Here is a 13,471-nt window from a genome sequence, read left to right as displayed (position 1 = left end):
GGAGTGGATAAAAGTGGTAGGAGTTTTATGGTTGAAGAAAAATTTGAAAAACGCCTAAATTATGAGCATGATCACGTATCTGTCCTTTTAAATGAGGTACTTTACTGGATTTCTCCAAGTCCAGGCAAGTTATATATAGATTGTACGTTGGGAATGAGTGGGATGTCAGAAGCGCTACTTGAGAAGAGCATGCCTAGTGGTAAATTGCTAGGTATAGATCGTGATGCTCAAGCAATTACGCAGGGTCATCATGCTCTTGGGTCTTATCGTGATCGTGTGGAGCTCAGGCATGGGAACTTTACGTCGCTGAAATCCATAGCCGAGGAGGCTGGATTTTGTCGCGTCGATGGCATTGTGTTTGACCTTGGAGTTTCCTCACCTCAATTGTCACAAGCGGAACGTGGCTTCAGCTTTATGAAAGATGGTCCTTTGGATATGCGAATGGATCAGTCGACAGGACCGACTGCTGCCGAATTTCTCTTGCACATTCCCGAAAAGGCCTTAGAGCGTGTCCTTCGCGAGTACGGTGAGGAGCGATTTGCGAGACGAATCGCTCGTGCCATTGTGCAAGAGCGGCAGGAACCTATTACGACCACAAGTCGACTGTCTGAAATCATTCGGCGAGCGATTCCCATACCGGCTCGACGAGGGCGCCTTCACCATGCCACGCGAACTTTTCAGGCTCTTCGCATAGCCGTGAATGGAGAATTGGATGGGTTGGCTGATGTCCTCCGTGATGCAAGTTCGCTTTTAGGCCCTGGCGGACGTGTATGTGTGATTGCCTTTCATTCCCTAGAGGATAGAATCGTCAAGCAGACGTTTCGTGAATTATCGGCGAAACCTCATCCGCAACTCTCCCTTTTAACCAAGAAACCACTGACGCCCACGCGCGAGGAACAGCAACGAAACCCACGGTCACGAAGTGCCAAGCTTCGAGTGGCTGAACGTGTCATAGGTGAAGAGCAGGTATGAAACGAAGTGGTTTTACCATGATGGTGGTGTTCTTTGGTGCCATTGGTCTGTTGTACGTGTGGATGCGGGTTGATCTGCTTCGAGTCGGGCATGACATTGAACAATTAAAGCAGCAAGAGCTTACTCTTGAGCATCGGCAAGAAGCCTTGCAGTTACAACTCTCACAACTCACGGCCCCTCAGAAGATCGCGAAAGCTGCCAAGGAACAGTTTCAGTTGAAGATGCCTGATCCAGGTCAGATTGTGATGGTGGCCTCGGAGACAGCTATGGCGGGAATTGCCCCTTCGCCTCACAAGGCTTTGCAGGTGGCACAAGGTCAATAATTATTTGAAGGATTGCGTATGAACCCGAATTCCGCACATGTGAATCAGGTCTGTCGATTTCGTACGGCCATAGTGTGTTTTGGATTGCTCGTCGGCTTTGTTGTCATTTTTTCCCGTCTGTTTTTTCTGCAAGTAATTCAAGCCAATGAGGGAGCCCTGCAGGCTCACGGACAACATTTTGAAAATGTGGAAGTGAAGGGAAGCCGTGGGCTTATTGTCGATCGTAACGGGAGTACCTATGCGATCAATGTCAAAGTGCCATCTGTCTATGCGCGGTCAGCCGATATTCAAGATCGTGCACTGGTCGCCCGTACGCTTGCTCCCATCTTGAATATGTCCGTGTCTTCCGTTGAACGCAAATTACAGAAGAACAAGAAGTCTATTCAGTTGAAGCGTAAGCTGACTGACGAAGAGGCGAAATTGGTTCAGGCGTTGGCGTTGCCTGGTATTACCGTGAAGATGGAATCGCATCGGTTTTACCCCAAAGGCACGGCTCTGGCCCATTTGATGGGAATTGCTGGGAAGGATAGCCAGGGCTTAGAGGGGCTGGAGTGGCGGTTTGACTCCTATTTGCGTGGACAGAAACAGGTTGTCCAGTTTCAACGTGATGCGTCGAAAGGCCGAATTGCCTTGGTTCGTGACGTTGGGCGGCGGCTTCATGAGGGCTATCGCGTCACGCTCACAATCGATGAAGTGATCCAATATATTGCCGAGGAGGAGTTGGACGACGCGATGAGTCGTACCAAGGCCAAACGGGGAGCGGTTCTCGTCATGGATCCCAGAACCGGTGCCATGCTCGCATGGGCGCTTCGTCCAACCTTCGATCCGAATCATTACCAAGATTGGTCAAGGGATCATTATGTCAATCGTGCGGTGACGGATCCGTATGAGCCTGGGTCGACGTTGAAAGTCATGGTCGCGGCGGCGGCGATTGAACAACAGAAATCGAATCCAGATGAGTTGATCTATTGTGGAGACGGCGAGATGCCCATTGCGGGAACCAAGATGCATGATATCGGGAAGCATGGGTGGATGACGCTGAGCGAGGTGATCATGCATTCCAGTAACATCGGCATGGTGAAAGTCGCGAATGATTTAGGACGAGCCAATATCCATAGAAGTTTGCAGGCCTTTGGTTTCGGGGAAAGAACGGAAATTGATCTGCCTGGAGAATCGTCAGGGAAGTTATTGTCTGTCGATCAATGGGATTCACGAACCCTCTCATCCTTAGCGATCGGCCAAGGCCTGAGTGTGACGCCAATCCAGCTGTTGACTGCTATGTCAGCCGTCGCGAACGGAGGATCACTGCTTCGTCCATATGTCGTGTCTCAGGTGGAAGATTCCCGGGGAAATATGGTCTTGAATCAGCAGGTGGAGATACGACGCAACCCGATTTCTTACGAAACATCGGAAGCCGTGAAGGCAATGTTGGTCAATGCGGTTGTACGAGGGACGGGAAAGAATGCAGCGCTCCTCGACTACACGGTGGCAGGAAAGACCGGCACCGCACAAAAAGTTGATCCAAAGACGAAAACGTATTCGCGAACAAAATTCATCGGATCCTTTGTAGGCTTTGTTCCAGCTGAAGAGCCACGACTCGCGATCCTAGTGGTTCTTGATGAACCGGAAGGTAAAGGATATGGCGGAGAAGTTGCCGCGCCGGTGTTTCGTAAGGTCGCGGGAAAAGCTCTGCGTCATTTAAACGTGATGCCAAAAGACGGTGGAATGGTCAAAGTTGCCGGATTGTTCTAGATGGAAACGACAGAGCGATGACGATTACCGAACTCATTCAGCCGATCCAGCCCCTTGAGGCCAAGGGTGATCTTAATGTGGAAGTCTTGGATGTGACCGATGACTCACGTCATGTGAAGAGCGGGAGTGTGTTTGTGGCGGTTAAAGGTACGCAGGTTGATGGACATGAATTTGCGGTGCAGGCCTGCACTAATGGAGCTGCTGGAATCGTGTTGGAGGATTCTCTGTCGGAGGAGCGAGTCGGGAAATCTGATTCTCTGAATGATCCGTCTACTCCAGTTATCATTGTGAAAGATTCAAAGCGAGCGCTTGGTGTTTTAGCCTCGCGGCTTCATGGGGACCCGTCTCTTCATCTCAACATGATCGGCGTCACTGGGACGAACGGAAAGACGACGGTGACGCATTTGATTCGTGCGTTGCTTGAGCAAGATGGAAAACGTTCCGGTGTTGTTGGAACGGTTGGATATTTTATTGGTTCTGACTTCTATCCGGCGTCGCATACAACTCCTGGTGCGGTTCAATTGCAAGCATTGTTAGGGAACATGACGCAAGCAGGTCTGGATGCAGCCATCCTGGAAGTGTCATCGCATGCGCTGGCGTTAGGTCGGGTGGCGGGATGCGAATTTGATGTGGCGGTGTTCACGAATTTAACTCAAGACCATCTCGACTTTCATGGAGATATGGAAACGTATTTTGAAGCCAAGCAACTGCTGTTTTCCGAATTCTTAACGCCAATTCGCAAGACGAATTCGAAGAAAGCCGTTGTGAATGTGGATGATAAGTGGGGAGCGAAACTAGTCCAACGCTGTCAGGCTCCAGTCTGGACATATGGTATTCGCCTTGATGCTGATATCCGGGCACGCGATGTTGATTTCTCACTGGACGGAACCCAATTTCAGGTGACCACGCCACGTGGAGCATTGGGTATCCGCAGTCAGCTGGTTGGGGAGCATAATGTGTATAACGTGTTGGCGGCAATCGGGGTGGGCTTGGAAATGGGAATGTCTGTCAATGCCATCGAGTCGGCCATCGCATCGGTGGAAAATGTTCCGGGACGATTTGAGCGTATTGATCGTGGCCAAGATTTTACGGTGATTGTGGACTATGCCCATACGGAAGATGCATTGCTCCGTGTCTTATTAGCCGCTCAGTCTTTGAAGAAAGCCAAGATCATTACCGTGTTTGGGTGTGGCGGTGATCGTGATACCGGAAAACGTCCGAAGATGGGACAGGTTGCCGTACGACACAGTGATCTTGCGATTTTGACGTCGGATAATCCTCGAACGGAAGATCCGATGAAGATTTTACAAGACATTGAAGCAGGGATTTTCAAAATTCCACAACCGATGCGTTCAGACTATCGAATGATTCCTGATCGTCGAGAGGCCATAGAGGCCGCCATCGCTGCAGCAGAGACACACGATATTGTTCTGATTGCCGGGAAGGGACATGAGGATTATCAGATTGTGGGCACGAATCGATTGGACTTTGACGATCGTCAGGTTGCCAATGAAGCCCTTCAACAACGACTTCGGTTGACGTAGCAAAGGGTCTTGGCTGTATGGCCTCCTTTACCATGGACGAAATTATTCAAGCGACTGGAGGTGAGGTGTTGTGGTCAACCTCTCGCGCTCGGGTTCGAGGGGTGACGACAGATTCCCGTCAGGTAAAGCAAGGAAATCTGTTTGTGGCTCTCAAGGGGCCTCACTTTGATGGGCATCGTTTTGTGAAAGGGGCCATGAATGATGGGGCTGTTGGTGCGATGATTTCACGAACTGCATGGGCATCGATCTCGCCCTGGATCCGTCGTGGCCGACGAACACATGCATCGGCTTCATGGTTTGTGATTGGAGTCGATGATTCTCTGAGGGCCTATCAAGAACTCGCCTCGTATCATCGTCGCCGGTTTTCATTGCCGCTGATTGCCGTCACGGGGAGCAATGGGAAAACGACAGCCAAAGAGATGGTGAGTCATGTGCTGGCTCGACGTTGGCGCACGATGAAAACGCAAGGGAACTTTAATAACAGTATTGGTGTTCCGCATACCTTATTACGAATGACGAAACGCTATGAGGCGGCCGTGATTGAAATGGGCGTCGATCAAGAGGGGCAAACCACTCGATTGTGCGAATTAGCGCAGCCCACGGTTGGTGTGATTACCAATGTCGGCCCTGATCATCTTGAATTTTTCGGAACCATCGAGGCCTCGGCTCGTGCGAAAGGTGAACTGTTGCCCGCGCTTCCTTCTGATGGCGTGGCTGTCTTAAACGCGGATGATGCCTATTTTAAAGGCTTTGCTCGACAAGCGCCGTGTCGAATGTTGTCGTACGGCTTCTCGAAAAACGCTGAGATACGAGCGAGCGATGTGGTGTTGAATCGTCAGGGGGCGCAATTTCGTCTCCATCTCCCTCATCGTGCTCGAGCCAAGCAGATACAGCTTCGAGTTGCCGGTCACCATAATGTCTCGAATGCGTTAGCGGGCGCGGCCGTGGGTCATGCATTGGGAGTGTCAGCGCACAATATTGCCATTGGCTTGGGTGAGATGCGTGCGGCTTCGATGCGATCACAAATTCATCGCATACATGGTGTGACTTTTCTGTATGACTGTTACAACGCGAACCCGGCTTCCATGGAAGCTGGGGTCGATTTGCTCATTGAATTGGCAAAGGGACAACGCACAATTGCCGTGTTGGGGGAAATGAGAGAATTAGGAGTTGGTGAAGCGACATTTCATGAAGAGGTTGGGCGCTATGTGGCCCGAAAGGATGTTGCCTATCTCATTGCCTGCGGAAAGCTCGGGGCGATGCTGGCTGACGGGGCAAGGCAAAAAGGGATGCCAGCGTCGAGCGTATTCGAGGTCAACCGGGTGTCGGATGCGGCCAAAGTATTGCAACGCCTCGTTCGTCGCGGAGATGTCGTCCTTCTCAAAGCTTCTCGCGGTGTGCAGATGGAGAACGTGTTAGATTTCATGGAGAGGACGAAGAAGAGGTAACCGTGGTTCGTTGCTGGTGTTGTCTGTGGGTGTGTCAAATCTTACGTTAGGTCTTATCTTATGCTGTATCTCTGGCTTTACCCGTTACACACGGAATATGCCATCTTCAATGTGTTTCGGTATTTAAGTTTTCGCATGATTTATGCCGCGATCACGGCGTTCTTGATTGCCTTTGTCCTTGCCCCGCCCATGATTAAGAAATTTCAAGAATTGGGAATCGGTCAACGGGTCAGGGATGATGGTCCAAGCGGACATTTAGGGAAAACGGGAACGCCGACGATGGGAGGGGTGTTGATTATTTTTTCGGTATTGCTCACTACATTGCTGTGGGCCGATGTTCGGAATCTCTATATTTGGTTGGTGTTGTTAGCGATTGTCGGATTTGGATTGATTGGATTTGTTGACGACTATATCAAGATTCTTCGAGGTCGCTCGCAAGGACTCACGGCGGTGCAGAAATTAGCATGCCAGGGAGCTGTGGCACTCGCCATTGCCATGTTTTTTTATTATTCGCCCGGGTATTCCACGCAATTGAGTGTTCCGTTCTTTAAAAATTTCACACCCGATCTTGGTCTCTTCTATGTCCCGTTTGCCGTGTTGGTGATTGTCGGATGTTCAAATGCTGTCAATTTGACTGACGGGCTTGATGGGTTGGCTATCGGTCCGACCGTGATCGCGGCCATGGCGTATACCATTGTGGCCTGGGCCGTTGGCAATAAGTTGATTGCCGACTATCTGTTGATTCCTCATATCGATGGTGCGGGAGAATTATCCGTGTTGACCGCTTCGATTGTGGGGTCAAGTCTGGGATTTCTTTGGTTTAATACCTACCCTGCTTCAGTCTTTATGGGTGATGTCGGTTCCTTGCCGCTCGGGTCGGCATTGGGAACCGTTGCCGTGGTCTGTAAGCACGAATTGTTGCTCCTGATTGTGGGGGGGGTGTTTGTCATGGAAGCCGTGTCGGTCATTTTTCAAGTACTGTCATTCAAATCACGTGGCAAACGCATATTTCTGATGGCGCCGCTCCATCACCATTTTGAGATGAAAGGCTGGGAAGAGCCGAAGGTGGTGGTTCGTCTATGGATTATTGCGATCATTTTAGGGCTCTTGAGTGTTAGTACCTTAAAGCTTCGTTAGTATTTTTGTATGTTAGCGACCTTGGAATATTTACCCACGATGTCTCCTCTCAATCAGACCATGAATTCAGAATGTCCTAATCTTCAGGGAAAAGATGTGACGGTCGTTGGAATGGGGAAAAGCGGTGTGGCCGCTGCCCGATTACTCAAGACGATCGGGGCTCATGTGACGATTGTTGATGAACAGGAAGAAGCGGTGCTTCACCAAGCAATTTCAACGTTAACCGAAGAGTCTATTCAATTCGTCACCGGGAAATCGTGGGAAACAGCTCTAGAGCCGGTCGATTGGATTGTCCTCAGTCCTGGTGTTCCGGCCAATCATGCTGCGCTTGTTCCTGCTCGTCAACAGGGTATTCCAATTATTGGAGAGATGGAGTTGGCCTGTTGGTTTTTAGAGATTCCCATTATTTCCGTCACTGGAACGAACGGCAAAAGCACAACGGTGCGATTGATCGGGGAACTCTTGCATGCCAGTAGAAAGAACGTCTTTGTCGGGGGAAACCTGGGGATCCCGTTGTCTGAAGCCGTCTTGGCTCATCGGGTGGCAAAGGAAGGGGGGGGGGCATCTTCTACGTTGCCGTATGACTATGCGGTCGTTGAGGCCTCAAGCTTTCAACTCGAGACGATTCAACGTTTCCATCCCTGGATTGCCGCTATTTTGAACGTGACTCCTGATCATCTCGATCGCCATGCCTCTTTTGATGAATATCAAGAGGCGAAATGGAATATGTTTGTCAATCAAACGGCTGAAGATTTTGCCATCGTCAATATGGATGATCCGCTTATTGCCGCGCGAGCCGATTCGCTTCCCTCATCGGTCGTGAAGTGTAGTCTTTGCCGTTCGTTGGATGCTGGTGTGTGGCTGGAGGGAACCGCTGTCAGGGCAAGAATTGATGGTGTGGACTCCACGGTCGCGGAGCGAGGGCAAATTGCCTTGCGGGGTGATCATAATTTGGCCAATGTCCTTGCGGCCACGGCGGTCGGTCTGTTGTGTCAGTGTTCACTTGAGAGTATTCGGCAAGTCCTTGGTTCATTTTATGGAGCCGAACATGTCCTGGAGTTTGTTCGTGATCATCATGATGTCAAATATTACAACGACTCTAAAGGGACGAACGTCGATGCAACCAAGAAGGCACTTGCCAGTTTCGATGAGCCGATTCTTTTGATCATCGGGGGAAAAGACAAGGGCGGAGACTTTGCGCAACTCCACGACCTCATTCAACGGAACGTCAAAACCGTCATTGTCATTGGTGAAGCAGCGCAGCGCATCATGAGTTCCTTGAACGATGTCAAGCCTATTGTAGCGGCTGAGAGCCTCGCTGAGGCCATTGCCTGTGCTCAAAAAGAAGCGAACGCTGGAGATGTCGTGTTGTTGTCTCCTGCATGTTCGAGTTTCGATATGTTCAAAAATTATGACCATCGTGGCAAAGAATTTAAAAGGTTGGTTCACGAATTATTGTGAATGCTGGACGCGTCATGGGATCAATCGTCTTTCGCAAAAAAAATATGTCAACCGTGGCTCCGAATTGGGCCGGGTTATTTGATCAACCGCATCGAGCGACATTTTTCCGCTCACTCGATGGCGTCATTCTTGGCGTGACGATTGTCTTAGCGCTCGGTGGTTTGATTGCGGTGTTTAGTGCAAGCGGGTATACCGCCAATGTGAGATTTGAATCGTCCACGACGTTATTCTTTCTTCGTCAAGCCATCTGGTTGGCCATTGGGTTTAGCGCACTGTTCTTTATTGCTCGAATCGACTACACCGTCATCCGGCACTATATCCCTCGACTGCTTGTCGGGTGTGTGGCGTTATTGGGGATCGTATTGGTTGCGGGTGTAGAGAATAACGGCGCACGACGATGGATTGATCTATCCTGGTTTTCGATGCAGCCTGGCGAACTGAGTAAATTGGTGGTGGTGGTGTACTTAGCGCATTATTTAGCCAAGTCTGAGAATCGAATCACGAAATGGCGAGATGGTCTGTCGCAACCTCTTTTGGTTGTTGGACTGATCAGTCTCCTCTTGGTCTTTGAGGATTTTGGCACTCCCGTCGTGTTGGGCCTGTTGCTGTTTGGCATGTTGTATATTGCCGGCGCACGAGTTGCACATCTTGCGATGTTGGCGTTGATGGTTATTCCACCATCAGTGTGGCTGATTGTCAGATCTCCTGAACGGTTGGAGCGGTTGAGCAGTTTTTTACATCCAGAAGCCGACCCATTAGGTGCGGGTCATCAACTCCTGCAATCCTTTTTAGCTTTTAGTAATGGAGGGGTGTTTGGGCAAGGGTTGGGGTTGGGCGGCCAGAAACGTGGTTTTCTCCCTGAAGCCCATACGGACTTTGTCTTGGCCCTGATCGGAGAAGAACTCGGGTTTGTTGGGACAGTTTGTTTTCTCGGGTTATTTGTCGTGTTGCTTCTGAAGGGGTTTCGGGTTGCAGCTCAAGCCCCTGATATGTTCGGACGGTACCTCGCGCTTGGCGTCACGTTGCTTCTTGGTATTCAAGTTCTGATGAATGCCGGAGTCGTGAGCGGCTTGTTACCGACCAAAGGCCTGACGTTGCCTTTTGTGAGCTATGGCGGGTCGTCGTTAGTGACCAGTCTCATGGCTATTGGGGTATTGCTGAGTGTCGCTCGTCAACGGGCTGGGAGAGTCTAGAGCAACGGTATTTTTACTGTAGGAAGAGAATAGGGGCGGCCCCTGATGTTTCCCGTTCAGGTGTTCCATGGCCATGATTATTGTGTCTGGTTTTCGCCTTTGCCGGATGATGTGTGTGCGTTCATGGTGTGTCGTTCGTGACTCAGAGATTACCGGTGCCCAAGAATATCGTGATTGCAGCAGGAGGGACAGGGGGGCACTTGTACCCGGCAATTGCTCTCGCGAAAGAATTTAAACGGCAGGATCCCGAGACGATGATCACATTTGTTGGATCTGGCAAGCATTTGGAAAACACGATTCTCGCTCATGAAGGGTTTGCCGTCGAGCATATTGATGTCAAAGGGATTGTGGGTCTTGGCGTGTGGGGTGCCATGCGAAGCGTCCTGTTGCTTCCCAAGGCGATTCGACAATCGATGAAGATTCTACGTGCCCGGTCGGCTGATTTGGTGATAGGAACAGGCGGTTACTTTAGTCCGCCAGTGGTGTTTGCTGCGGCGCTGTTGGGGCTGCGACGCATCATCATGGAGCCAAATGCTGTCCCGGGATTAGCGAATCGAGTGTTGGGTCCGATTGCCGATCGTGTCTTTGTGGCGTTTGACAGCGCCAAGGGTCACTTCAATAGTACCAAAGTTCGGATTGTGGGCACCCCGGTGAGAGACGAGTTCTTTCAAGAGGCTGTTCAAAACCCAGAGCGGCACAAAAAAACGATTGTGGTCGTTGGGGGAAGCCAAGGAGCCAAAGCGATTAACACGGCTGTGGCTGATGCGATTCGAACGTCTTCTGTGCTTCGGGACACGTGTGTATTGATTCATCAAACCGGGGCGTCTGATTATGAACGGATCATGTCGCTGTATGGAACGTCCGAGGGCGATGTGGAGGTTGTGCCTTTCCTGTATGACATGCCTCAGGCACTCAAGTCAGCGGATCTTGTTGTTTCACGTTCTGGTGCAGGAACACTCGCGGAGCTTGCAGCCTGCGGAAAACCATCAATCTTAATTCCATTCCCTTATGCGACGCACGGCCATCAGGAAAAAAATGCGAGAGCGGTGGAAGCAATGGGGGCTGCGTCAGTCATTCTTGAGTCGGAGCTTACGGGTGAACGTTTGGCTCATGAACTGGAAACGCTATTGAGTCACCCTGAACGGTTGAGCGAGATGAGTGTGCAGAGCTTGGCGTGTCGCAAGGTCGACGCGACGATGCTCATGATTCAGGAGTGTCAGCACTTGATGCGTTCGATGGCGTAAGACGCAGGAGGCGTTGCCAAGGGCGGAAAGAGGAATAATGTTCAGGAAAATTCAAAATATTCATCTCGTTGGAATTGGTGGAAGCGGTATGAGCGGCATTGCCGAAGTCCTACTGACCTTAGGCTATCAAGTAACGGGATCTGACATGAATCAATCGGATACCGTCCGTCGCTTGGAAGCAATCGGAGGAAAGGTGTTCATTGGTCATCAGGAGTCGAATGTAGAAGGGGCGCAAGTCGTGGTCGTCTCATCGGCAGTTCCGGATACGAATCCTGAGGTCCGAGCGGCAAAGGCGAAAGTCATTCCTGTCATCCCGCGAGCTGAAATGCTAGCGGAGCTCATGCGATTGAAGTATGGGGTCGCGATCGCGGGAGCCCATGGAAAAACCACCACGACGTCAATGGTCGCGACCATTTTGGCGCAGGCTGGACTTGATCCAACCTTTGTCGTTGGGGGGAAAGTGAATGCCGTCGGGACGCATGCTCGTCTTGGACGAAGTGACCTCCTGATTGCTGAGGCCGACGAAAGTGATGGGTCGTTTCTTCGTCTTTCTCCATCGGTTGTGGTCGTAACCAATTTAGATCGAGAGCACCTTGATTATTACGGCACGATGGAAGGCATTCAAGAAGCCTTTTTAGAGTTCATCAACAAAATCCCATTCTATGGCCTCGCGATTCTCTGCGCGGACGATGAATGGGTTCGTGGGCTTTTGCCGCGGATTACGAAGCGTTACCAAACCTATGGGTTGCATGATTTTGCTGGGGCGCTGACTCCAGATGTCTATGCGTCGGATCTGAGGGCGAATGATCGCGCGGTTGAGTTTCGTGCGCATTTTCGCGGGAAAAAATTAGGGCCATTTCGTCTTCCCATTCCTGGCAGTCATAACGTGTCAAATGCGTTGGCCGCGATTTCAGTGGCTTTGGAATTAGATGTGTCTGTCGATCTGATTCGAAATGGGTTAGCAGCATTTTCCGGAGTTGAGCGACGGTTTCATATACGAGGAGAAAAAGCCGGAATTATGGTTGTGGATGATTATGGGCATCATCCGACAGAAATTCGAGCAACGCTTGCCGCATCAAAGTCGGCATGGGATCGTCGAGTCGTCGCCGTCTTTCAGCCGCACCGTTACACGAGAACCCGCGATCTCGCCAATGAGTTTGCCAAGGCTTTTGAGCAGGCGGATGAGGTCTATGTGACAGATATTTATCCTGCTGGAGAAGCTGAAATTCCTGGGATTACCGGGGAGTTGGTGGTTGAAAAAATTCGAGGGGCTGGTCATGCATCGGTGCATTGGGTCAATGGCAATGTAGATCTGGTTGAGCAAGTCAAAAAGAATTTGCACCCAGGCGATGTTGTCATCACTCTTGGTGCTGGCGATATTTGGAAATTCGGGAAAGATTTGTTGGGGAGCCTTTCATAGCCAAATGTTGTCATGACGCAATGGGGCACACGCACGTATTTGATAGCCGGTCTCTTCGGCAGGTGCTGGATGGATTCAAAGGGGAAGTTAAATTTCATGAGCCCTTGGCCGCCTATACATCGTTGCAGATCGGTGGCCCTGCAGATGCCTTGGTGATTCCGGCTGATGTTGACGATCTTCGTCAGCTTGTGCGGCAGGCCAAAATCGGCAACGTGCCGTTGTTCGTCTTGGGTGGAACGAATGTGTTGGTGAGAGATAAAGGAGTGCGAGGTATTGTGATTCAATTAGCGCAACTGAACCACATTCGACTTGAAGCCAATCATGTGCTCTATGCGCAAGCTGGTGCGCGAATGCCGACCGTGTTGGCTTATGCCATTCGCCATCAATTGTCAGGCTTCGAATGGGCGGCTGGAATTCCTGGCACAGTTGGAGGAGGGGTGGTTACCAATGCCGGGACCAAACTTGGAGAGATGCGCGATGTGCTGACGGCGATAGAGCTTGTGACTGATTCTGGGAAATTGAAAAGAGTCGCCGCATCGAAGCTATCGTTTGCGTATCGGTATGCCCGTGTGCCGAAGCGCGTGATTGTCGGGGCGTGGTTTCAGTTATCACAAGCCACCAAGGAACATGTGGAATCCTTAACCAAGCACTATCTTCGATACCGAAAAGAGACGCAACCTCTCACATTACCGAATGCTGGTTCAGTTTTTAAAAACCCTCCAGAACAATCGGCAGGATCGTTGGTTGAACAGGCTGGACTGAAAGGGGCTCGGATCGGTGATGCGCAGATATCGCCGAAACATGGAAATTTTATCGTGAATGTCGGTCACGCCCGAGCCGCAGATGTAATAGATCTCATTCAGAAAGTTCGACACACCGTAGCGCAAAAAACCGGTATAACCTTGCAGCTAGAGTTAAAGACTGTGGGGGAACTGTAACCACAATGCCACGTGAAAAAAAACTTGTGAAGAATTCAA

General features: G+C 50.6%; 11 protein-coding genes. All 11 read left to right on the top strand.

All coding sequences use genetic code 11. The features are described 5' to 3' along the window. Window positions 1–27: 27 nt before the first annotated feature. On the top strand, window positions 28–972 hold the full coding sequence (rsmH, locus tag ACWHX8_RS16960) for a 16S rRNA (cytosine(1402)-N(4))-methyltransferase RsmH (protein WP_447969316.1): 945 nt from the start codon (window positions 28–30) through the stop codon (window positions 970–972). Beyond that, window positions 969–1,295: a cell division protein FtsL gene (gene ftsL / locus ACWHX8_RS16955; protein WP_447969315.1), complete on the top strand. Its 327-nt coding sequence runs from the start codon at window positions 969–971 to the stop codon at window positions 1,293–1,295. Before rsmH ends, ftsL begins: the two co-directional genes overlap by 4 nt. Before the next feature lie 18 nt (window positions 1,296–1,313). Further along, entirely contained in the window at window positions 1,314–3,047 is a 1,734-nt protein-coding gene (locus ACWHX8_RS16950; RefSeq protein WP_447969314.1) for a peptidoglycan D,D-transpeptidase FtsI family protein, read from the top strand. A gap of 17 nt (window positions 3,048–3,064) precedes the next feature. Next, window positions 3,065–4,591, top strand: coding sequence for a UDP-N-acetylmuramoyl-L-alanyl-D-glutamate--2,6-diaminopimelate ligase (locus tag ACWHX8_RS16945; protein WP_447969313.1), 1,527 nt, complete (start codon window positions 3,065–3,067; stop codon window positions 4,589–4,591). A 17-nt stretch (window positions 4,592–4,608) separates the two neighbouring features. Then, window positions 4,609–6,039 (top strand): UDP-N-acetylmuramoyl-tripeptide--D-alanyl-D-alanine ligase, encoded by a 1,431-nt coding sequence (locus tag ACWHX8_RS16940; RefSeq protein ID WP_447969312.1) that lies wholly within the window; start codon window positions 4,609–4,611, stop codon window positions 6,037–6,039. A 60-nt stretch (window positions 6,040–6,099) separates the two neighbouring features. Continuing rightward, window positions 6,100–7,176 (top strand): phospho-N-acetylmuramoyl-pentapeptide-transferase, encoded by a 1,077-nt coding sequence (gene mraY / locus ACWHX8_RS16935; RefSeq protein WP_447969311.1) that lies wholly within the window; start codon window positions 6,100–6,102, stop codon window positions 7,174–7,176. Window positions 7,177–7,185: 9 nt separating this feature from the next. After that, the gene (gene murD / locus ACWHX8_RS16930) at window positions 7,186–8,637 is read left to right on the top strand and encodes a UDP-N-acetylmuramoyl-L-alanine--D-glutamate ligase (RefSeq protein WP_447969310.1); all 1,452 of its coding nucleotides are present in this window, start codon (window positions 7,186–7,188) and stop codon (window positions 8,635–8,637) included. A gap of 14 nt (window positions 8,638–8,651) precedes the next feature. After that, a complete protein-coding gene (gene ftsW, locus ACWHX8_RS16925) occupies window positions 8,652–9,830 on the top strand; it encodes a putative lipid II flippase FtsW (RefSeq protein ID WP_447969309.1) in 1,179 nt (392 codons plus the stop codon). 137 nt (window positions 9,831–9,967) lie between these two features. Beyond that, window positions 9,968–11,074 carry an undecaprenyldiphospho-muramoylpentapeptide beta-N-acetylglucosaminyltransferase gene (gene murG, locus ACWHX8_RS16920; protein WP_447969308.1) on the top strand — a complete coding sequence of 369 codons (1,107 nt, stop codon included), beginning with the start codon at window positions 9,968–9,970 and terminating at the stop codon, window positions 11,072–11,074. A 37-nt stretch (window positions 11,075–11,111) separates the two neighbouring features. Then, entirely contained in the window at window positions 11,112–12,494 is a 1,383-nt protein-coding gene (gene murC / locus ACWHX8_RS16915; protein ID WP_447969307.1) for a UDP-N-acetylmuramate--L-alanine ligase, read from the top strand. 20 nt (window positions 12,495–12,514) lie between these two features. Continuing rightward, window positions 12,515–13,432: a UDP-N-acetylmuramate dehydrogenase gene (gene murB, locus ACWHX8_RS16910; RefSeq protein WP_447969306.1), complete on the top strand. Its 918-nt coding sequence runs from the start codon at window positions 12,515–12,517 to the stop codon at window positions 13,430–13,432. Window positions 13,433–13,471 lie beyond the last annotated feature (39 nt).

This window comes from Nitrospira sp. M1, from assembly GCF_965152605.1.
This window is presented reverse-complemented; position numbering and strand designations above follow the sequence as displayed.